The organism is Mesorhizobium sp. M7A.F.Ca.MR.362.00.0.0 (assembly GCF_004023175.1).
In the GTDB taxonomy this organism is placed as follows: Bacteria; Pseudomonadota; Alphaproteobacteria; order Rhizobiales; family Rhizobiaceae; genus Mesorhizobium.
Genome location: NZ_RZTF01000060.1, coordinates 1 through 20,785 on the forward strand (window position 1 = coordinate 1; position 20,785 = coordinate 20,785).

Genomic DNA, 20,785 nt, shown 5'->3' on the forward strand with positions numbered 1-20,785 from the left:
GCGCACCCCTGCCCTGTCAAGGGCATCGGTTGAAAGGGGGCATCAGCCGCGTTCATTCGTCTTTCGCGGGACGGCGAAGCCGCAGGATGAGCACGGCTGCGAGCGCCGCGGCAAGCCCGTACCAAGTCATCGCATATTGGAGATGGCTGTTCGGGAGATCGATGATGGTGACGCCGCCAACCGGCAAGCCGCCTGGGTTTGGCGTCTTGTCTGCGTCGATGAAGATCGGCACCAGCGCGGCGCCCGCAGGCAGACCGGCGCTTGCAGCCATCACGTCGCGGTCCTTCCAGTAGAAGATGTTCTTCGCCACGTCGTTGTCGGGAAGCATCATCGACGGCTTGCCCGGCAGCGGGTTGCGGGCCAGCCCGGTGACCGTCACTCTGCCAGCCACCTGTCCCTTGGCGCGCTTGGCGGCATCCTTCAGATCGTAAGGCACGAAGCCGCGATTGATCAGGAGGAAGCGGCCGTCGTCGAGCGCCAGCGGCGTGTAGACATTGAAGCCGGCATCACCTTCCCAGGTCGCGTAGAAGTGGCGTTCGCCTTGATGCAGGAACGTGCCGGTGACGGTGACAGGCGTATAATCGACATCCCCGGTGGCGGCGAACTCTTTCTCGACCGCAACCAACGGCAAGGGCGCCGAATGGGTGCGCTGGTCGATGGTCTGCAGAAGGCCTTCCTTCCAATACAGGCGCTGCATCTGCCAGGTGCCGAGCACCAGCAGGATCAGGAACAGCACAAGGCCAAGGCCGAGCAGCAATGCCGATCGCGGCCGCGAACGACCGTCAGTTCTAAGGGAAGCCTCGCTCATTCGCCGCGATCCAGCCGGCCCTCGGCCGCTTGGTTGCGGTATTGCAGCGTCAGCAGCACGCCCTTGATCAGCCGCAGCGCCGTCAAGCACAGCACAACAGCCAGCGGAATCCAGACCAGCAGATGCAGCCAGAGCGGCGGGCTGAGCGTGACTTCTACCCAGAGCGCCAGGCCGACGATGATAAAGCCGATGATCAGGATCACGAACACCGCCGGCCCGTCGCCGGCATCAGCGTAGGAATAATCGAGGCCGCAATTGACGCATCGCTTGCCGACGGTGAGGAAGCCGGAAAATAGCCGCCCCTCGCCGCAGCGCGGGCAACGGCCATGCAGGCCGGCCGAGATCGGATCGATTGGCGGCCAGATCGCCCTATCTTCACCCTTGGAAGAGTCGTCGCTCATTGCTTACCGCTCGATTTCAGATCGACCGGCAACCAGTTCATCTTGCCACTCATTGCCTACCGCTCGATCTCGATCGGTGTGCCATCGGCCACCATCGCCCAGATTTCGTCCATATCGGAGTCCGTAACCGCAATGCAGCCGTCGGTCCAGTCGACCAATTGAAGCAGCCAGCCCCACCAGCCATAACCGTTTGGCTGGCCGTGGATCATGATCATGCCGCCCGCGTCGACATTGCGCGCCCTGGCGGCCGCCAGATCGTCGGTGTTGGGGTACGAAATATGGATCGATCTGTGCGCGATGCTGTTCGGGTTGCGCCAGTCGAGGACATAGTTCCCCTCGGGCGTGCGTTGATCGCCCTCCTGGTGCTTATGCCCGACAGGATCGCCGCCGAGTGCGATGCCGTAGCTGCGCAGGATCTTGCCGTCGCCAATGAGTTCCAGCCGGCGTTCGGCTTTGTGGACACGCACCAGATCCACCTTCTCGCCGGCAAAGGCCGGGAGTGCCGCGATCATCAATGCGCAAATGGCCCGGGAAATTGTCAGCCGCATTGGCTATCGATCAGCGATCATTGCGCCAAAAAGAAGAAGGCGGCCACGTTGCCGCGGCCGCCCCTCCCCAAACGGAAATTCCTCAGGCCAGGATCAGTGGCCCTCGATCACCGCGCCGACCGATCCCCAGACGTAGATCGAGGCGAACAGGAACAGCCAGACCACGTCGACGAAGTGCCAGTACCAGGCGGCCGCCTCGAAGCCGAAATGTTGCTTGGGGGTGAAATCACCCTTCATCGCCCGGATCAGGCAGACCAACAGGAAGATGGTGCCGATGATGACGTGGAAACCGTGGAAGCCGGTCGCCATGAAGAAGGTGGCGCCATAGATGGAATCCTTGAAGGCGAACGGAGCATGCATGTACTCGTAGGCCTGCACCATGGTGAACAGCATGCCGAGGCCAACAGTCAGCACCAGGCCGTTGATCAAGCCTTTGCGATCGCCATGGATGAGCGAATGGTGCGCCCAGGTCACCGTGGTGCCGGACAGCAGCAGGATGACGGTGTTGTAGAGCGGCAAATGGAAGGGATCTAGAACTTCCATGCCCTTCGGCGGCCAGACACCGCCGGTAAACGCGGTGCGGGCATATTGCTGGACTTCGCTCGGAAACAGGCTGGCATCGAAATAGGCCCAGAACCAGGCAACGAAGAACATCACCTCCGAGGCGATGAACATGATCATGCCGTAGCGCAGATGCAGCGACACGACACGCGTGTGATGGCCCTCATGCGCTTCCTTGATCGTATCCGACCACCAGGCGAACATGGTGTAGAGGATGATCACGAGACCGATGAAGAACAGCCATGGATTGGCGATGTTGAAGCCGAAGATCGGGAACGAGCCGCCCTTCAGGTATTCCATCAGGCAGACGCCGCCAAAGGCGGCGACAAGTGCGCCTACCGATCCCAGGAAAGGCCACGGGCTCGGGTCGACGAGATGATAGTCATGCTGTGGTTTTGCGTGCGCGTCTGCCATATCAACCCCCGAGATTTGCTTCGGTATTCGAAATTGTCTTGCTATTGCCCTTGGCCGGCTCCGAGGAGGCGACCGGCTTGGCCTTCTCGACCGGGAACATCGTATAGGACAGCGTGATCGTCTTCACGTCCTTCAGTTCCGGCACATTGACGATGTCGGGGTCCACGTAGAACAGGACCGGCATGTCCAGTGTCTCGCCGGGCTTCAGCGTCGTGTCGGTGAAGCAGAAGCACTCGACCTTGTTGAAATAGGGACCTGCCAGTTCAGGCTGCACGTTGAAGGTGGCGCGGCCGGTCACGGGACGATCGAACTTGTTGGTCGCCTGATAGTGCGCCTGCACGGTCTCGCCGATCTTCATCGTCATCGAGCGCTGGACCGGCTGGAACTCCCACGGCACGCCAGCGATGTTGGCATCGAAGCGGACAGTGATCTCGCGGTCGAGCACGCGGCCGGCATACTGCTTCTCGGCACGTTGCGTCGTGCCGCCATAGCCGGTCGCCTGGCAAAACATCTTGTAGAGCGGCACCGCGGCATAGGCCATGCCGATCATGCCTGTGAAGAAGGCGAGGCAGACAGCCGCGACGATGACGTTGCCGTTCTTGCCAGCCGCTTTTTTGGAGGTCTCGACGCTCATCACATCGTGCCCAGATTGTGGCCGAACTTCACGATCGTCGCGATGTAGAAAATGACCACCAGCAGCGCCAGCGCCACACCGATGGCGATAGAACGGCTGCGCTGCGCCTTCTTCTGACGCTCGGTCAACGTGATGGTCTCGAACTTTTCCTCGATCATGGTCATGCTCCACCCATGGCAAGCGCGCGTTCGACAACGCTGTCGGCCAGATAGGCAGCGAAGATGGCGAAGAGATAAAGCAGCGAATAGGCGAACAGGGCCTTGGCCGGTTTCATGACGCGGTCATCGTCGGCCATGCCAAGCACTTTCCACGCGTACCAGACAAAACCGACTCCCAGAAGCAGGGCGGCCACGCCATAGAACGGCGTGGTGTAGCCAAGCAGCCACGGCAGCACGCCGACCGGGGCCAGCACCAGCGCATAGGCGAAGATCTGGCGGCGGGTCGAAGCGTGGCCGGCGACGTTGGGCATCATCGGAATGCCAGCCTTGGCATAGTCCTCGGACTTGAACAGCGCCAGCGCCCAGAAATGCGGCGGCGTCCACAGGAAGATGATCAGGAACAGGACAATGCTTTCGAGGCTGACTGTCCCGGTCACCGCGGCCCAGCCGATCACAGGCGGAATGGCACCGGCGGCCCCACCGATGACGATGTTCTGCGGCGTCCAGCGCTTTAGCCACATCGTGTAGACGACGGCGTAGAAAAAGATGGTGAAGGCGAGCAGCGTCGCCGCCAGCCAGTTGACCAGCACGCCGAGCGTCATCACAGACAGCACCGACAGCACCAGCCCGAAGGTCAGGGCTTCGTGCGGCTGGATGCGACCGGCCGGGACCGGGCGGTTGGCGGTCCTGGTCATCACGGCATCGATGTCGGCATCGTACCACATGTTGAGCGCGCCGGAGGCACCAGCACCTATTGCAATAGCCAGGATGGCGATCACCGCCAGCAGAGGGTTGATGGTCACGGGTGCGGCGACAAGGCCGACAAAGGCGGTGAACACCACCAGCGACATGACGCGCGGCTTCAGCAGCGCGAAGAAATCGCCCGCCGTCGCTTCCGACATGCGAAAGCCCGCTTCGTCAATCAATGGGTCGTCGACAAGGGCCATGCGTACTTAAGTCCATCATCCGTTGGCCAAAACCGCCGGCGGACCGGCGGTTTCGTATTCGAGCGGGCAGCCGCCTTACTTGATTTTCGGCAGCTGTTCCCACTGGTGGAAGGGCGGCGGCGAAGGCAGCTGCCATTCGAGCGTCGTTGCGCCCTCGCCCCATGGGTTGGCGCCGGCGATCCGCTTCTTCTGGAAGGCCTCGAACACACCATAGAGGAAGATCAGGACGCCGATGGCCGAGATATACGAGCCGATGGACGACACATAATTCCAGCCGGCGAACGCATCGGGGTAGTCGATGGTGCGGCGCGGCATGCCGGCGAGACCGAGGAAGTGCTGCGGGAAGAAGATCAGGTTCACGCCGACGAAGGTGACCCAGAAATGGGTGTTGGCGATGACGGGCGAATACATGTAGCCGGTCATCTTCGGGAACCAGTAGTACCAGCCGGCGAAGATGGCGAACACCGCGCCCAGTGACAGCACGTAGTGGAAGTGGGCAATGACGAAATAGGTGTCATGCAACGAGCGGTCGAGGCCGGCATTGGCCAGCTGGACGCCGGTGACGCCGCCGATGGTGAACAGGAAGATGAAGCCCAGCGCCCACAGCATCGGCGTCTTGAACGAAATCGACCCGCCCCACATCGTCGCGATCCAGGAGAAGATCTTCACGCCTGTCGGCACCGCGATGACCATGGTGGCGAAGACGAAATAGCGCTGCGTGTCGAGCGACAGGCCGGTCGTGTACATGTGGTGCGCCCACACGATGAAGCCGACGGCGCCGATCGCCACCATGGCATAGGCCATACCGAGATAGCCGAACACCGGCTTCCTCGAGAAGGTCGAGATGACGTGACTGATGATGCCGAAGCCCGGCAGGATCAGGATGTACACTTCAGGGTGACCGAAGAACCAGAACAGGTGCTGGAACAGGATCGGGTCGCCGCCGCCGTCGGGCGCAAAGAAGGTGGTACCGAAATTGCGGTCGGTGAGCAGCATGGTGATGCCGCCGGCCAGGACCGGCAACGACAGCAGGAGCAGGAAGGCGGTGATCAGCACCGACCAGGCAAACAGCGGCATCTTGTGCAGCGTCATACCAGGCGCGCGCATGTTGAAGATGGTGGTGATGAAGTTGATGGCGCCGAGGATCGACGACGCACCGGCAATGTGGATCGACAGGATCGCCAGATCCATGGCCGGCCCGGGCTGGCCCGAGGTCGAAAGCGGCGGATAGAGCGTCCAGCCGCCACCGACGCCAAAGGCGCCCGGCGCGCTCGGCACGAACATCGAGGTGAGCAGCAGGATGAAGGCCGGCGGCAGCAGCCAGAAGGAGATGTTGTTCATGCGCGGGAACGCCATGTCGGGCGCGCCGATCATGATCGGAACCATCCAGTTGGCGAAACCGCCAATCAGCGCCGGCATGACCATGAAGAAGATCATGATCAGGGCGTGCGCGGTGGCGAAGGCATTGTACATGCTCTTGCCGCCGTCGATCGCGGCGTCACCGTTCATGCCATAGACCATCTGCGCCAGACCGCTGAAGATCTGGATGCCAGGCTCCTGCAACTCCATGCGGATGGCGACAGACAAGGCACCGCCGATGATGCCAGCCATGATCGCGAAGATCAGGTAGAGCGTGCCGATGTCCTTGTGGTTGGTCGAATAAACCCAGCGGACCCAGCCGTGATAAGGCTTGTGGTCGTGCCCGTCGTGAGCTGCAGCGTCTGCCATGTTCCGCTCCGTTCCCTAAATCTTGCTAACCCGCGGCATCAGTTGCCGGCGGCCGCTACCTTGTTCTGGCCGTCGACCTCGGCCATCAGCGTCTTGTTGGCGCCGGGCAGATCGGTCTTGGCTGCCGCCAGCCAGGTCTTGAACTGCGCATCGGAGACGACGCGGATGGCGATCGGCATGAAGGCATGGTCCTTGCCGCAGAGCTGCGAGCACTGGCCGTAAAAAATACCTTCCTTCTCCGCCTTGAACCAGGTCTCGTTGGTGCGGCCCGGAACGGCGTCGATCTTGATGCCGAACGACGGCATGGCAAAGGAGTGGATCACGTCGGTCGCGGTGACAAGCACCCGGGTCATGGTGTTGACCGGCACCACCAGCTCGTTGTCGACCGCGAGCAGGCGCGGATAGACCTTGCGGTCCTCCTTGCCGGCTGCGGCGCGTTCGGCGTCCTGGAGGATCGCGGAGTTGAAAGAGAGCGTGTTGTCGGTCTGGTACTCGTAGTCCCAGTTCCACTGGTTGCCGGTCGCCTTGACGGTCAGCTTTGCTTCTTCCGGCGGTGTGTATTGCGCGGTCAGCAGCTGGAACGAGGGAATGGCGATGAGCAGCAGGATGACGACCGGACCGACAGTCCAGATCAACTCGATCCACGTGTTGTGGCTGGTCTTGGACGGAACCGGGTTGGCGCTCGCGCGGAATCTGACGATGCAGTAGGCGAGCAGAAGCAGCACCAGAATGGTGATCGGGACGATGAACCACATCGTGTAGTTTCCGAACCATTCGATCTGCCGCATCATGTCGGTCGCCGGCGCCTGGAAGGTTGTCTCCCAGTTCTTGGGCTGGTCGGCACGGGCGGACGCGCCGGCGAAAAACGTGATAGCGGCACAAGCACTTAGAAACTTGGCACTTGCTGGAACCTTGGCGTTTGCCAGGAAATTTCTCATCGCCCTCATCGTCTCCCAGTTCCTCGCTGCGGTACCCACGAGAATAACGAACAATGCCGGGACGGGAATCCCGACAGTTTCAAGCTGGTTCAAACCATACTCTTTTTCCCTCCGCAAGAAAGGAGCGGACGAAACCGTGCGGCATTTTTGCGCGCAAGCCCGGATATGCCTTTGGAGGCAGCCGCGGCAGCACCGAATCGCCTACAGTGAGCCCGCAGCAGCATTCCCGCGGGCCGCAGGTGCCGAACGTCGCAATTCGGGCGAAATTGGCAGGGAAAAGCGCCCAATTGGCTTTTTCGGGGCAGACCTGGTGCGGTCTCGTCCTTTACTTGGCTTTGGCGCGGCTTAAAGTGCCGTGATTCGCAATGGAGCCGTCATGAATTACTGGCTTTCGAGAAACTCTCGGTTTTCGAGAAACTGGGCGAAGGTCATCTTTTTCGCCGCCCTGTCTGGCATCGGCTTGTCCGCGATCGTGTCCGGCACGGCGAACGCCGCGCAGCCGAGCGGCACCGTGCGCTCGACACATGGCGCATGGTCGATCATCTGCGACACGCCGGCCGGTGCCACCTCGGAACAATGCGTGATGATGCAGAACGTCGTCGCCGAGGACCGTCCGGAGATGGGACTGTCGGTCGTGGTGCTGCGCACCGCCGACAACAAGGCGGAGATCCTGCGCGTGCTGGCGCCGCTCGGCGTGCTTTTGCCCAACGGGCTCGGCCTCAATGTCGACGGCAAGGACATCGGCCGCGCCTATTTCGTGCGCTGCTTTCAGGACGGCTGCTATGCCGAGGTTATCCTCGAAAAGCCGCTTCTCGACACGCTGAAGACCGGCACGTCGGCCACCTTCATCGTTTTCCAGACCCCGGAAGAAGGCATCGGCATCCCGGTCGACCTCAAGGGCTTTGCCGACGGCTTCGCCGCCCTCCCCTGAAAGCCCGGCGACATCACCGGCTTCAACCAGAAGTGACTTCGACGGGCTGCTGGCAAACCGCTTTTGTCGTTACAATGCGGCAGAGCGATTGTCTCGGCGCGCCTTCGCGCCTACATCGTGGCAAAGACCCATTCCTCCTGTGAACGGATGCGCCATGAACAGCCTGATCGGCCAATTCGACATTTCAGACGATCGCATCAAGCGAATCGTCGCCGATACCATCAACGGCGCCGATGACGGCGAGCTGTTCCTCGAATACAGCGAGAGCGAAGCGCTGATGTTCGACAATGGCCGCCTGAAGACCGCCAACTTCAACACCGACCAGGGGTTTGGTTTGCGTGCGGTTGCCGGTGAAGCCAGCGGCTATGCCCATTCCAGTGACCTGTCCGAGGCCTCGCTGCTGCGCGCGGCCGATGCCGTTTCAACCGTCAAGGGCGGTTATTCCGGCACGCTTGCCGCGGCACCTGCCCGCACCAACCGCCATCTCTATGGCGAAGAGAACCCGATCCCCTCGCCTTCCTTCGAGGCCAAGGCAAAGCTCTTGCAGGAAATCGACGCCTGGCTGCGCGCCGAGGATCCGCGCGTGCGTCAGGTTTCGGCATCGCTCGCCGCATCCTGGCAGCATGTCGAGATCGTGCGCGCCGATGGCCAAATGGTGCGCGACATCCGCCCGCTGGTCCGCATCAACGTCTCCGTTGTGGTCGGCGATGGCGACCGCCAGGAGAGCGGCTCCTACGGCATGGGTGGCCGCAAGGCGTTTGGCGAATTCCTGGTCGAGGACAGCTGGAAGCACGCCGCCAAGGAGGCGCTCAGGCAAGCTCTGGTCAATCTCGAGGCCATACCGGCCCCGGCCGGCACTTTCGACATCGTCTTGTCCAGCGGCTGGCCGGGCGTCATGTTGCACGAGGCCGTCGGCCATGGGTTGGAAGGCGATTTCAACCGCAAGAAGACCTCGGCCTTCGCCGGCCTGCTTGGCCAGCAGGTCGCCGCCAAGGGGGTCACCGTCGTCGACGACGGCACCATGCCCGAACGGCGCGGCTCGCTGACCGTCGACGATGAAGGCACACCTTCGGCCCGCAATGTGCTGATCGAGGATGGCAAGCTGGTCGGCTACATGCAGGATCGCCAGAATGCCCGGCTGATGGGCATGAAGGCGACCGGCAACGGCCGCCGCGAAGGCTATGCCCACCAGCCGATGCCGCGCATGACCAACACCTATATGACATCTGGCGACATGGGGCCGGACGAAATCATCGCCTCGGTCAAGAACGGCATCTATGCCGTCTCCTTCGGCGGCGGTCAGGTCGATATCACCTCGGGCAAATTCGTGTTCGGCTGCACCGAGGCCTACATGATCGAGAACGGCAAGGTGACGCAGCCGATCAAAGGCGCGATGCTGATCGGCAACGGTCCGGACGCCATGCACCGCGTCTCGATGATCGGCAACGACATGAAACTCGACACCGGCATCGGCATGTGCGGCAAGGCCGGACAGGGCGTGCCCGTCGGCGTCGGCCAGCCGCATCTGCGCATGAATCAGATGACGGTGGGCGGCACCAGGGTTTGATAAGAACAGTCGACGAGCTTACTCCCATCTGAGTTGCCCTAAAGCCAGGATGCCGGCGATTTCGGCAGACGACGGTCGGGGTCGACGACATCCAGGCGCGGCGCGCCATCCTCGTTCCAGCGCCAGAGCGCAACGCAGGTGCCGCCGGGCGACATGAAGGACGGATAGATCACGCCGTTCACCCCATCGGCAAGCAGGCGATCCCGCAGCTTGTGGGTCTCGGGCACAAGGCCCTGATCCAGCATGTCTCGCCATTCGCATTGGTGAATGCCCGCCGTCATGGCCAATTCGCTCAGCATTGCGGCATCGGTCAGATCGGCCAAGCGCGCGCCCGAGAGCTCTAGTTGGGCAATTAACGCCGGATGCTGGACAAAGCCCTGATTATACTCCGCCCAGGCGGAGGACAATTCGCGCGCCGCATAGATCGTTGAAGCGCCAATTGGATTCCAGCGACCGCCGAAGTGGGCAGCGCCCTCGCCCGAAAGCGGCAGATGCGCCCAACGCGGTACGAAGGCCCGCCACAAGGTCAGGCTGATCTCAGGCATACACGCCGGAGCGGACGGCCTCCAGGTAGGCCAGCACCTTGTCCGTCTTGCCCTCGCGAACCAGGTCGTAGGCGGTCTTTCCCGCCCAGCCGGGGATCGGCTGGTGCTTAAACCAGATCGCCGCACGTTGCTCGCCGCCGGCCATTTCACCGGCCATCGACAGGATGCGGACGATCGGGCTGAGGGCGGCGTCGACCTTGCGCGCGCCGGCCTTGGCGGCAAGTGTGTTGCGCGCGACCCCGATCAGGCCGGCCAATTCGGTCAGGTTGACACCAAGCTGTTCCGCGACACGCCTTGCCGAAAGGTAAGGCGACCGTTCCTCGCCAAAGCGTGACGCCGGAATTTCGAGGGCTGCGGAGTTCATGACGATAACCTAGCATAGTTTGATGCGTACGGTATCAAAATAGGCCCAATTCACGCGCAACTCAAGCACAAGCGACCTACCGCCTCCGCTTCGGCTTCTCCAGCAACGCCACGGCCTCAACATGCGGCGACCACAGGAATTGGTCGATCGGCGTCACGCTTTTCAGGATGTAGCCGCCGTCGATGAGGATGCGCAAATCTCGCGCGAGCGTCACCGGATTGCAGGACACCGCGGCGACGTACGGCACATCCGAACGGGCGATCTGCTTCGACTGGTCCTCGGCGCCGGCGCGCGGCGGGTCGAACACCACACCATCGAAGGCATTCAATTCCTTGAATGTCAGCGGCCGCCGGAACAGGTCGCGGCGTTCGCCCGTCACCCGCTTCAAGCCAGTGGCGAAACGCGATCCACGGTCGAGGGCCGAGAGGGCTGCCGCATCGCCCTCCACCGCATGGACTTCCGACTTCGCGGCCAGACGCAGAGCAAAGCTGCCGCAGCCGGCGAAAAGATCCGCCACCTTCTTGGCACGCTTCAGATGTCCGCCGACGATATCGGCCATCGCCTGTTCGGCGGCCTCGGTTGCCTGCAGGAACGCGCCCGGGGGCAAGGCGACAGCGACGCTGCCGAACATGACAACAGGCTTTTTCGGCTCGATGATGATCTCGTCATCGATGGACAGCCTGGCAAAGCCCTGCGCCATGACGAAATTGGCAGCGATGCGGCGCTGATGCTCCCCCAGCTTGCCGGATTCGTGAACCGCGACATCGAGCCCCGAACCGGTCACGGTGACCGCCACCCGGAACGATTTGGTGGTTGCGCAGACCAATTCGGCGAGCGCCTTCAAGCGATCGAGCGAAGCGACGATCTCAGGAAGCGAGATCGGGCATTCCGATATGGCGATGATCTCCGGCGACAGATGGCGATGGAAGCCGAGCAGCATGCCTGTATCGGTGCGCCGGGCGGCCAGCACGACACGGCGGCGCGTCTGCGGCGCGCAGGCGACCAGTTCGCCGATCTCGCAATCGATGCCTTTGCCCTTCAGGATGTGCGCCACTTTTTCGCGTTTCCACTTGCGATAGGCTCCGGCTTCGAAATGCTGGAGCGCGCAACCACCGCATTCGGTGAAATGGCGGCAGGCGGGATCGATGCGCAGCGGCGATGCTTCCAGCACCGCCATCAGCATGGCGCGATCCCTTTCGCGCGCGGCGGTGACCGTTTCACCGGGCAGTGTGAAGGGAATGAACAGATCGCCTGTCTCGGTCTCGGCGACACCGTCGCCCTGAGCGCCAAGTTTCCTGATGCTGAAGCGCGCGCTCATCGGTCCTTGATCCCACCGAGCAGGAATTCGCGATTGCCGTCGCCGCCCTCGATCGGCGACAAATGCAGCCCGAGCGAGCGCCAGCCGGGAACGGAGTCCAGCCAATCCTGCAGCAGGCCGGCGACACGGGAGGCGTCGTAGGGATCTTTCAACAGACCACCCTTGCCGATCGCATCACGGCCCGCCTCGAATTGCGGCTTGACCAGAAACATGGCCTTGGCGCCAGCCTTCGCCAGATCAAGCGCCGGCGGCAGCGCCAGTTTCAGCGAGATGAAGCTGACGTCGGACACGATGAAATCCGGAATACGCCCGCTGAGATCGGCAACGGCGAGATCGCGGGCGTTCAGTCCTTCGATCACCGTCACACGCGGGTCGCCGCCGATATCAGGATGCATCTGGCCATGACCGACATCGACCGCGGTGACATGGGCCACGCCGCGCTCGAGCAACACCTGGGTGAAGCCGCCGGTCGAGGCGCCGATGTCGAGCGCTTCAGAGCCGGCAGGGTCGAGGCCGAAATGATCGAGCCCACCGATCAGCTTGAGTGCCGCGCGCGACACATAGCCTTGCGCCGGATCATCGATGGCAACAAGGCATTGCGGCAAAACGCTCTGGCCGGGCTTGCGCGCAATGACGCCGTCGACGGTCACCGTGCCACGCTCGACCGCGTCGCGGGCACGTGAGCGGCTGGCAAACAGCCCGCGCTGGACGAGCAGGTCGTCGAGCCGCTGGCGTGCGCTGGCTGGCAGAGGGGAATTCATCGGCCTTCATGGCGAAAGCCGATGACGATGGCAAGAGCACCGGCCGGAAGCATCTCGTCTCACGTTCCCATCATCACGCCCAGCACATTGGACCGCGGCGATGGTGAGGCGTTCCGTCACGCCGACCACCCTATGAATATCTATCGTTGCGCCGGTTGAGACGGATGACCGCCGAAGCATGAGGTCTCGTCGCCTGCCGATAAGTGCCTAAAATCTAGAAAGCCTCATGATTTCTTAACCAATTTTCATCGCATTTGCTTGAGGACTTCAATGTTATGACCGCGACGACCGGAAAAGCCGGATGAAGAGGCGGCAACCTTGGAAATGGCCAGCGATATCGTCTACAAGGTTCTTGACCGGATTTCCGGCGCCGGCCTGCTGGCGACCGGACTTCTGTTGCTGACTGCTTTGGTCAGCGCCCTGGTCGCCTACTGGCGCACGGTCGAGAAAAAGAGCTGGAAAGAGTTTTTCGAGTTCGCAGTCCCGCATGAGGTCATCACGCACCCTTCGGCGAAAGCCGACCTTTTGTTCTGGGTGACGCGGAAGGCGCTGATGCCATTCCTCATGCTGCCCGCCGGCATCGTCTTCGTCAGCGCCGTCGGCTATGCGACGAACTGGTTGCTCTCCACGCTGCTGGCGATCCAGCCGCCCCTGATCGAAGGACCGGCAGGGCCGGTGACGGTGACGATCTTCACCATCACCATGCTGCTTGCCTACGACATTTCGTACTATCTCTATCACGTCGCCCAGCACCGCTACCCGGTGCTGTGGGAACTGCACAAGGTCCACCATTCGGCCGAGGTGATGGTCGGCATCACCAAGGATCGCGTCCACCCGCTCGACGAATTGATGAACCGGGCCTGGGACGGCGTCATTCCCGGCATCTGCTTCGGCATCTGGTCGCTGGTGTCGCTGAACCTCGTCGAGCTGACGGTCTTCGGCGTCAACGTCTACATCATACGCAACATCCTGATGATGGATTTCGTCAGGCACACGCATTTCAAGATCTCGTTTGGACCGTTGAACAATCTGATCCTGTGCCCGCACTGGCATCAGCTGCACCACAGCACCGACCCGCGCCACTACGACAAGAACTTCGGGCTGCTCTTCTCGTTCTGGGATCGGCTCTTCGGAACCCTGTGCGTTCCGAGACCCGACGAGGACTTCAAGTTCGGTTTGATCGAACGCAACGTGCGCGACTACCAGTCGCTCGCAGGCCTCTATGTCCTGCCGCTGAAGCGGATGTGGCGGCAGATCGCCAGACATTTCCGCACCGACAAGCCCGAGCCACAGCAATCGCCGCAAAGGGGGAAGCCATGAACGGACCCGCCGTGTTCCGGATGCCGCGAACGCACCGGATCGAAATTGCGACCTCGCCAGCGCGACTGGCAGAAATCGCGCCCGCCTGGGCAGCGCTCTGGCAACGCGCCGGCGGCCTCGTTTTCCAGCATCCCGACTGGATCTCGGCCTGGTGGCACACCACACCGCATCAGGACCGTCGCGGTCTCAGGATCGGCCTGGTCTGGAGCGGCGAGCGTCTCGAGGCCGTCATTGCGCTCGCGACCTTCTGGCGCTCGGGCATCCGTATGCTGGAATGGGCGGCGAAAGATCACTGCGACTATGGCGATGTCCTGGTTGCTCCCGATGCCGAGCCACAGATCCTGCCGCAACTCTGGCAACATATCCTCGACGATGGCGGCTTCGATCTTGCCTACCTCAATCGTCTGTTGCCTGATGCCCGATTCCGGACCCTGCTTGGTCCCGCCGCCCCAGGCCAGAGCAATATCTTGCAGCCAAGCCACCGCAGCGAGGTCAGCTATCGAGTTTCCGGCGCCGGGCAACGCGGCGCACAATGGTTTGAAAGCCAGTCGAAGAAAACTCGGCAAAACTATCGCCGTGGCTACAAATTCATGGAGGAAGGCGGCGCGCTGCGTTTCCGCCTGATGGATGCACAGGAAGCCCGCGAGCCGGTGCTGGAGCGCGTCGCGGCGCTGAAGCGGTTGTGGCTTGCAAAACACGGCCGCGTTTCGGACCTCTTCGACGAAGGCTCCCCCGCGCTGGCGGCACTCATATCCGTTCTGGCCAAGCTTGGATTGCTGCGCATCTTCGTGCTCGAACGCGAAGACGAGATCATCGCCATCTCGATCAATTTCGAGCAGCATGGAACGATGATGGCTTTCGTCACCACCTATGATCCGGCCTTCGAACGGGCCTCGCCGGGGATGGTCTTGATGATGGATTACATCCAGTGGTCGTTTGACCGGGGCTTGACCACGATCGATTTTCTCTGCGGCGGCGAGGATTTCAAGCGCCGCTTTGCGACGCATTCGGTGATCTTGTCGTCGGTGGTGGGTGGACGAAACCTGCGCGGACGCCTAGCCGCCCTGGCAGACCGCGCCCGCCACGCGGCGCAATCCTGGCGCCCCGAGAAATCGGCGCAGCAAGCGGAGCTGGTTGCGGCGGAGTAGCATCGCCGACGCTTTTTAGATCGCCTGCACAGCGGCAAGCGCGATGAAACGATCGGGCAATCCCGATCAAGGCTTGTTGGCCTTCAGCTCAGAATACGGTTCGCGAAACCGGGCGCTCGACGGCTGGAGACAAGCCATCCTCACGGCCGCCCGAAGCTTGCTCGCGTGCAGGCTCGATGGCACCCGCAGGCGCGGGAACAGGGGCCGGCAGAACCACCAATTGCGGCACCTGCTTGAAGGAAAAGCCGCCGCGGATGTCGCCCATCTTGCCGGCGATGATGCCCATCGCCGCCTTTTCGAGGCTGCGGTCATAGCGCGTTTCGGCTGTGGCCGGCGCGATGATAACGGCGCAAAGTGCTGCGCCGCACAGAAGCGTTTTCATTGTTGTTGTCTCCCTGCCTGGTCACGATCTAGCAGGGCGCCATTGAAAAACGGCCAAGAGACACGGTAAGCAAAGCGCCAAACGGCAGCGTAAACAATGCCTTAAGATCGCTTGCCGGCAAACTGATTCAAGTCTTTGAGACTTTGATTCAGGCGCGCTGGGATTCAGGCGCGCTGGGCGTGGACTGTGTGCCCGAGTGCCACGAACACGGTGCGCACGATGCCGGCGGCATCGAGCCCGGCATCGGCATACATCTTTTCCGGCTTGGCGTGGTCGCTGAACGCGTCGGGCAGCACCAGCGGACGCACCTTCAGGCCGCTTTCCAGCAGGCCCTCATGGGCAAGGAACTGCAGCACGTGGCTGGCGAAGCCGCCGACGGCGCCCTCCTCCACCGTCACCAGCACCTCATGCGAGCGGGCCAGCCGCCGGATCAGATCCTGGTCGAGCGGCTTGGCGAAACGGGCGTCGGCGACCGTGGTGGACAGCCCGGCAGCACCTAGCTCCTCCGCGGCGATCAGGCAATCCTGCAGCCGCGTGCCGAAAGACAGCAATGCAACCTTGGTACCCTCCTTGACGATGCGGCCCTTGCCGATTTCGAGAACCGAGCCGCGCTCCGGCATGTCGACGCCGATACCGTTGCCGCGCGGATAGCGGAAGGCGATCGGGCCCTCATCATAGCTCGCCGCGGTGCGCACCATGTGGCGCAGCTCCGCCTCGTCGGCGGCCGCCATGACGACGAAACCCGGCAGTGTCGCCAGGAAGGTGGTGTCGAAGGCGCCGCAATGGGTCGCGCCATCGGCGCCGACGAAACCGGCGCGGTCGATGGGAAACCGCACCGGCAGTTTCTGAATAGCGACGTCGTGGACGACCTGGTCGTAGGCGCGCTGCAGGAAGGTGGAATAGATGGCCGTGAACGGCTTGTAGCCTTCGGTGGCAAGGCCGGCGGCGAAGGTCACCGCGTGCTGTTCGGCGATGCCGACATCGAAGGTGCGCGACGGGAACGCTTCGCCGAACAGGTCGAGACCGGTGCCGCTCGGCATAGCGGCCGTGACGGCGACGATGCGGTCGTCCTCGCGGCCCTCCTGGACCAGGCTTTCGGCGAACACCTTGGTGTAGGCCGGTGCGTTGGCTGGCGCCTTGGCCTGCGCGCCGGTGATGACGTCGAACTTGTTGACGCCGTGATATTTGTCGGCGGCGGCTTCGGCCGGCGCATAGCCCTTGCCCTTCTGGGTGACGACATGGATGAGCACCGGGCCTTCGCCATTGTCGCGGACATTTTTCAGGACCGGGATCAGGTGCTCCAGATTGTGGCCGTCTATCGGGCCGATGTGATAGAAGCCGAGTTCCTCGAACAGCGTGCCGCCGGTGACGTAGCCGCGTGCATGCTCGACCGCCCTTGTGATCGCACGATCCGCGCGCTTGCCGAGATAGGAAGTCAGTTTCTTGCCGAAATCGCGCAGGCCGATATAGGCCTTGCCGGAGGCCAGCCGCGCCAGATAGGCGCTCATCGCGCCGGTCGGCGGCGCGATCGACATGTCGTTGTCGTTGAGAATGACGATCAGCCGTGCATCGAGCGCACCGGCATTGTTCATCGCCTCATAGGCCATGCCGGCAGACATGGCGCCGTCACCGATGACGGCAATGACGTTGTTGCGGCCGCCGGAGAGATCGCGGGCGGCGGCCATGCCGAGGCCGGCCGATATCGATGTCGAGGAGTGGGCGGCGCCGAAGGGATCGTACTCGCTCTCGGCGCGGCGGGTGAAGCCGGACAGACCGCCTTCCTGACGCAGCGTGCGGATACGGTCGCGGCGGCCGGTCAGGATCTTGTGCGGATAGGCCTGGTGGCCGACATCCCAGATCAGCCTGTCATCGGGGGTGTTGAAGACATAGTGCAGCGCCACTGTCAGCTCGACCACGCCAAGCCCGGCGCCCAGATGACCACCCGTGCGGGACACGGCGTCGACCAGCTCGGCGCGAAGCTCGGACGCCAATTGTGGCAGTTCGCTTTCGGCAAGCGTGCGCAGGTCGGCCGGGATGCGGACCTTGTCGAGAAGCGGCGTATGCGGCGTTGCGTTCACGGTGCTCGGGCTTTCGGTTGATGGGCGAATAGGCCGCCGGCCGGCGAAAGTAAATGCGTGTCAGTGACGCGGATCAGGCCCTAGTCTTTTGTCTATGCATTTCGTTCTGCCACTTTCCGGCGACGGGCATCAGCTTTCCGGCAGCGGGATGAACTCTTCCTCGTCTCCGGGAACGATGTCGAAGCGGCCCGTCTTCCATTCTTGCTTGGCCTGTTCGATGCGCTCCTTCGACGACGAGACGAAATTCCACCAGATGTAACGCTTCGAACCGAGCGAGGCGCCGCCAAACAGCATGAAATGTGCACCGGTCTGCGACGATACGACGATCTCGTCACCGGGACGGAACACCAGCAGCCGTTCCGCCGGAAAGACGTCACCTGATATCGAGACCTCGCCTTCCAGCGTGTAAATGGCGCGCTCTTCCGCATCGGCAGGGATTTTCACGCTGGCGCCGGGCGCCAGGCGCAGGTCGGCGTAGAGCGTCTCCGAGTCAGCCCTGACCGGCGACCGCAACCCCTGGAAATCGCCGATGATGAGGCGCCCGTTGACGCCTTCGGCATCGATCTCGGGGAGCCTGAGCGCTCCTGTGTTCTCGAACACCGGTGCCACCTCTTCCTTGTCGTCCGGCAGCGCCAGCCATGTCTGCAGGCCGGACACCGACATCGGCGCGCCACGCAGTTCCTCCGGCGTACGCTCCGAATGGACGATGCCGCGGCCGGCGGTCATCAAATTCACGTCGCCGGGCTGAATAACCATTTCGGTGCCGAGTGAATCGCGATGCCGGATCTTGCCGTCGAACAGATAGGTGACCGTCGACAGGCCGATATGCGGATGCGGGCGGACGTCGAGCGCCTGGCCGGCCCGCAGGATCGCCGGGCCCATGCGGTCGAAGAAGATGAACGGCCCCACAAGCCGCCTTTTTGCCGTCGGCAGGGCACGGCGCACCTGAAAACCGCCGATGTCCTTGGCGTTCGGGATGACCATCAATTCGATCTGGTCGCTGGCAAAGGCGTCGCCTGCCTCAGGGTCTTTCCCGGGGAAGAAGCTCATGGACTCTCCTTGTCGGCCGTCGAAGGCCGCCTGGCCGCGTCAGGCAAAGCGAATGGCCGCCTTTGCCCGCAGCTTGGCCGCCACCTCTTCGCGATTACGCGGATGCTGATGGGTTTCCAGGGAATCGAGCAGTTCGCGCGCCGAGGCCGCGATGGCTTCGACGGCATGGTCGAAGGCGTGCTGGTTCTGCTTCGAGGGCCGCGTCGTTCCGCTCAGCTTGCGGACGAACTGAAGAGCCGCGTCGCGCACCTCGTCATTGGTTGCCGGCGGATCAAAATTGAACAGGGTCTTGATGTTTCTGCACATCGCTTCCGTATCTCCTCTTGTCCTTGAGCTGTTTCAATCGGGACGAGTTATATCCTCGATCATGATCATGTCCAAAAACCGGTGAGGCGAGCCTATGTTCGGACCGGGCCTCAATCCGCGTCGAGCGGCTCCGTTCCGACCGGCTTGCCGTCGCGCGACAGCCTGATCTTCTCGACCTTGTCCTCGGCGGCCTTCAGCAGCCGGTCGCAATGCGCCTTCAGCGCCTCGCCACGTTCATAGATCTTGATCGACTGGTCGAGCGGCACGTCGCCACGCTCCAGATCATCGACGATCTTCTCCAGCGCATCGAGTGCCTGCTCGAAGCTCATCGCCTTGACGTCTTCGTTGGTCTCATCGGCCATCATTCATCCTTTCATCAGTCGCCCGACATGGGCGGCGACCGAAAATGCCAATCCCTGCAGATCGTAGCCGCCCTCGAGCAGGCTGACGAGCCGGTTGCCGCTGTGGCGTGCCGCGCGCTGCATCAGTTGGCCGGTCGCCCAATCGAAATCATCCTCGGTCAGATTGATCTCGGCCAGCGGATCGCGGTGGTGCGCGTCGAACCCCGCCGAAATGATAATCAGGTCGGGCGCGAAATTGTCGAGCGCGGGCAGGACGCGCGACAGGAAGGCATCGCGAAACACCTCGCTGCCAGTCTGCGGCGCCAGTGGTGCGTTGACGATGTTGCCGGCGCCCGTTTCGTTCTTCGCTCCGGTGCCGGGATAAAGCGGCATCTGGTGTGTCGAGCAATAGAGCACCGACGGATCGTCCCAGAAAATATCCTGCGTGCCATTGCCGTGATGCACGTCCCAGTCGACGATGGCAACGCGCTCGACACCGTGTTTCTTCTGCGCATAACGCGCCGCGATCGCCGCCGTGTTGAACAGGCAGAAGCCCATGGCCGTAGTCTTTTCGGCATGATGGCCGGGCGGCCGGGCGGCGACGAAGACGTTGTCGGCGCGGCCCGAAAAGACGTCATCGACGGCGGCGTTAGCGGCGCCGATCGCGGTGATCGCCGCTTGCCAGCTCTTCGGACTGGCAGTGGTGTCGGCATCGATGCGGGCAATCCCCTCGTCGGGAATGGCGGCGCGCACGCGGGCGACGAAATCGGCGGGATGCGCGTAGAGGATGGTGGCCTCGTCGCCTTCCGGCGCCTGGATACGATCGAGCCCGGCAAAGGCTTCCTCATCGAGCACGCGCTCGATGGCACGCAAGCGGTCGGGCCGCTCGGGATGTCCGGGCGGCGTGAGATGATCGAGGAAGATCGGATGGGTGTAGAGACGGGTGGTCATCGTCCTAATCTAGTGACCCGGATCGACAAAGGCCATGCACGGGCGGCCGATGACTGGGGAAAATCGCGACTGCGTCCATTCGCGTCGCTGCAAGCATTGGCGTCCTCAGCACTTCGGCGTAAGGTTTTTGGTACTGCCTGGTGCCCGCCGCAAGCGGGAGAATCGGGAACACGGTTGAATTCCGTGGCGTGCCCAACGCTGTGAGGGGGACCGCGCCGGTAAATGCCACTGTCGATGACGGGAAGGCACCGGACGCGGGTTGATCCCGAGCCAGAAGACCGGCCTGGCAGGCATCGTCATCCGCATGGTCAGGCGGATGATATCAATTGCAATCGCAAGGGGACAAGCGATGCCGGAACACCTGACCGCTGCTGTTGGCGGCGGATTTGACCAGAGTGCGCGCGATGCGGTCTATCGCGCCATGTTCACACGGCGCGACGTGCGCAGCCATTTCCTGCCCACCGCGATCGATGACGACGTGCTGGCGCGGCTGCTGCTTGCTGCCCATCACGCGCCATCGGTCGGCTTCATGCAGCCATGGAATTTCATTGTCATTCGTGACATCGAGCGACGGGCGGAGGTGCGC

General features: G+C 62.6%; 24 protein-coding genes and 1 riboswitch. Of the genes, 5 read left to right on the forward strand and 19 right to left on the reverse strand.

Annotation, left to right across the window (positions count from 1 at the left end; genetic code table 11):
- Positions 1 to 52: 52 nt before the first annotated feature.
- From EOC06_RS10935 to coxB, 9 genes are all read right to left on the reverse strand, one after another.
- Positions 53 to 808, reverse strand: coding sequence for an SURF1 family protein (locus EOC06_RS10935; RefSeq protein ID WP_164898538.1), 756 nt, complete (start codon positions 806 to 808; stop codon positions 53 to 55).
- Positions 805 to 1,209, reverse strand: a complete 405-nt coding sequence (locus tag EOC06_RS10940) for a DUF983 domain-containing protein (protein WP_128307731.1) — start codon at positions 1,207 to 1,209, stop codon at positions 805 to 807. The genes EOC06_RS10935 and EOC06_RS10940 overlap by 4 nt, the downstream gene beginning before the upstream one ends.
- Before the next feature lie 56 nt (positions 1,210 to 1,265).
- Positions 1,266 to 1,757, reverse strand: a complete 492-nt coding sequence (locus EOC06_RS10945) for a murein L,D-transpeptidase family protein (RefSeq protein ID WP_128307732.1) — start codon at positions 1,755 to 1,757, stop codon at positions 1,266 to 1,268.
- 93 nt (positions 1,758 to 1,850) lie between these two features.
- A complete protein-coding gene (locus EOC06_RS10950) occupies positions 1,851 to 2,732 on the reverse strand; it encodes a cytochrome c oxidase subunit 3 (protein WP_127270321.1) in 882 nt (293 codons plus the stop codon).
- 1 nt (position 2,733) lies between these two features.
- The gene (locus EOC06_RS10955; RefSeq protein ID WP_127395869.1) at positions 2,734 to 3,366 is read right to left on the reverse strand and encodes a cytochrome c oxidase assembly protein; all 633 of its coding nucleotides are present in this window, start codon (positions 3,364 to 3,366) and stop codon (positions 2,734 to 2,736) included.
- Positions 3,366 to 3,524 carry a hypothetical protein gene (locus EOC06_RS10960; protein ID WP_128307733.1) on the reverse strand — a complete coding sequence of 53 codons (159 nt, stop codon included), beginning with the start codon at positions 3,522 to 3,524 and terminating at the stop codon, positions 3,366 to 3,368. The genes EOC06_RS10955 and EOC06_RS10960 overlap by 1 nt, the downstream gene beginning before the upstream one ends.
- Before the next feature lie 2 nt (positions 3,525 to 3,526).
- On the reverse strand, positions 3,527 to 4,471 hold the full coding sequence (locus EOC06_RS10965; RefSeq protein WP_127320379.1) for a heme o synthase: 945 nt from the start codon (positions 4,469 to 4,471) through the stop codon (positions 3,527 to 3,529).
- Positions 4,472 to 4,546: 75 nt separating this feature from the next.
- Positions 4,547 to 6,199, reverse strand: a complete 1,653-nt coding sequence (gene ctaD / locus EOC06_RS10970) for a cytochrome c oxidase subunit I (RefSeq protein ID WP_023808611.1) — start codon at positions 6,197 to 6,199, stop codon at positions 4,547 to 4,549.
- 38 nt (positions 6,200 to 6,237) lie between these two features.
- A complete protein-coding gene (gene coxB / locus EOC06_RS10975) occupies positions 6,238 to 7,254 on the reverse strand; it encodes a cytochrome c oxidase subunit II (protein ID WP_164898539.1) in 1,017 nt (338 codons plus the stop codon).
- Positions 7,255 to 7,513: 259 nt separating this feature from the next.
- Here coxB and EOC06_RS10980 point away from each other — a divergent pair, with 259 nt between their 5' ends.
- Together EOC06_RS10980 and tldD are read left to right on the forward strand one after the other, a co-directional pair.
- Positions 7,514 to 8,068: an invasion associated locus B family protein gene (locus tag EOC06_RS10980; protein ID WP_013532781.1), complete on the forward strand. Its 555-nt coding sequence runs from the start codon at positions 7,514 to 7,516 to the stop codon at positions 8,066 to 8,068.
- Positions 8,069 to 8,222: 154 nt separating this feature from the next.
- Entirely contained in the window at positions 8,223 to 9,635 is a 1,413-nt protein-coding gene (gene tldD / locus EOC06_RS10985) for a metalloprotease TldD (RefSeq protein ID WP_128307735.1), read from the forward strand.
- A 38-nt stretch (positions 9,636 to 9,673) separates the two neighbouring features.
- Here tldD and EOC06_RS10990 read toward each other — a convergent pair whose 3' ends face one another.
- The 4 genes from EOC06_RS10990 to EOC06_RS11005 all read right to left on the reverse strand — a co-directional run bounded on the left by EOC06_RS10990 (position 9,674) and on the right by EOC06_RS11005 (position 12,623).
- Positions 9,674 to 10,180: an RES family NAD+ phosphorylase gene (locus tag EOC06_RS10990; RefSeq protein WP_128307736.1), complete on the reverse strand. Its 507-nt coding sequence runs from the start codon at positions 10,178 to 10,180 to the stop codon at positions 9,674 to 9,676.
- Positions 10,173 to 10,544 (reverse strand): antitoxin Xre/MbcA/ParS toxin-binding domain-containing protein, encoded by a 372-nt coding sequence (locus EOC06_RS10995; RefSeq protein WP_127399211.1) that lies wholly within the window; start codon positions 10,542 to 10,544, stop codon positions 10,173 to 10,175. The genes EOC06_RS10990 and EOC06_RS10995 overlap by 8 nt, the downstream gene beginning before the upstream one ends.
- A gap of 76 nt (positions 10,545 to 10,620) precedes the next feature.
- Positions 10,621 to 11,862: a class I SAM-dependent RNA methyltransferase gene (locus tag EOC06_RS11000; protein WP_128307737.1), complete on the reverse strand. Its 1,242-nt coding sequence runs from the start codon at positions 11,860 to 11,862 to the stop codon at positions 10,621 to 10,623.
- Positions 11,859 to 12,623, reverse strand: a complete 765-nt coding sequence (locus tag EOC06_RS11005; RefSeq protein WP_128288849.1) for a TlyA family RNA methyltransferase — start codon at positions 12,621 to 12,623, stop codon at positions 11,859 to 11,861. The genes EOC06_RS11000 and EOC06_RS11005 overlap by 4 nt, the downstream gene beginning before the upstream one ends.
- 324 nt (positions 12,624 to 12,947) lie before the next feature.
- Between EOC06_RS11005 and EOC06_RS11010 the strand changes: the two genes are divergently transcribed.
- Together EOC06_RS11010 and EOC06_RS11015 are read left to right on the forward strand one after the other, a co-directional pair.
- On the forward strand, positions 12,948 to 13,943 hold the full coding sequence (locus tag EOC06_RS11010) for a sterol desaturase family protein (protein ID WP_164898540.1): 996 nt from the start codon (positions 12,948 to 12,950) through the stop codon (positions 13,941 to 13,943).
- Positions 13,944 to 14,209: 266 nt separating this feature from the next.
- Positions 14,210 to 15,091, forward strand: a complete 882-nt coding sequence (locus EOC06_RS11015) for a GNAT family N-acetyltransferase (RefSeq protein ID WP_245469490.1) — start codon at positions 14,210 to 14,212, stop codon at positions 15,089 to 15,091.
- Positions 15,092 to 15,179: 88 nt separating this feature from the next.
- On the opposite strand, the gene EOC06_RS11020 is transcribed toward EOC06_RS11015, so the two are convergent.
- From EOC06_RS11020 to EOC06_RS11045, 6 genes are all read right to left on the reverse strand, one after another.
- Positions 15,180 to 15,473 carry a hypothetical protein gene (locus EOC06_RS11020; protein ID WP_127268717.1) on the reverse strand — a complete coding sequence of 98 codons (294 nt, stop codon included), beginning with the start codon at positions 15,471 to 15,473 and terminating at the stop codon, positions 15,180 to 15,182.
- Between the two features lie 164 nt (positions 15,474 to 15,637).
- Positions 15,638 to 17,551, reverse strand: a complete 1,914-nt coding sequence (gene dxs / locus EOC06_RS11025; RefSeq protein WP_127327088.1) for a 1-deoxy-D-xylulose-5-phosphate synthase — start codon at positions 17,549 to 17,551, stop codon at positions 15,638 to 15,640.
- A 129-nt stretch (positions 17,552 to 17,680) separates the two neighbouring features.
- A complete protein-coding gene (locus EOC06_RS11030; RefSeq protein WP_127811008.1) occupies positions 17,681 to 18,601 on the reverse strand; it encodes a pirin family protein in 921 nt (306 codons plus the stop codon).
- Positions 18,602 to 18,640: 39 nt separating this feature from the next.
- Positions 18,641 to 18,907 carry a DUF2277 domain-containing protein gene (locus tag EOC06_RS11035; RefSeq protein WP_027035955.1) on the reverse strand — a complete coding sequence of 89 codons (267 nt, stop codon included), beginning with the start codon at positions 18,905 to 18,907 and terminating at the stop codon, positions 18,641 to 18,643.
- Positions 18,908 to 19,017: 110 nt separating this feature from the next.
- Positions 19,018 to 19,269, reverse strand: coding sequence for an exodeoxyribonuclease VII small subunit (locus EOC06_RS11040; protein ID WP_127268720.1), 252 nt, complete (start codon positions 19,267 to 19,269; stop codon positions 19,018 to 19,020).
- A 3-nt stretch (positions 19,270 to 19,272) separates the two neighbouring features.
- The gene (locus tag EOC06_RS11045) at positions 19,273 to 20,199 is read right to left on the reverse strand and encodes a histone deacetylase family protein (protein WP_128307739.1); all 927 of its coding nucleotides are present in this window, start codon (positions 20,197 to 20,199) and stop codon (positions 19,273 to 19,275) included.
- 121 nt (positions 20,200 to 20,320) lie between these two features.
- Positions 20,321 to 20,501, forward strand: a riboswitch (cobalamin riboswitch).
- A gap of 47 nt (positions 20,502 to 20,548) precedes the next feature.
- Here EOC06_RS11045 and EOC06_RS42260 point away from each other — a divergent pair.
- A partial coding sequence (locus EOC06_RS42260; RefSeq protein ID WP_245469491.1) for a nitroreductase family protein occupies positions 20,549 to 20,785 on the forward strand: 237 nt, incomplete at its 3' end.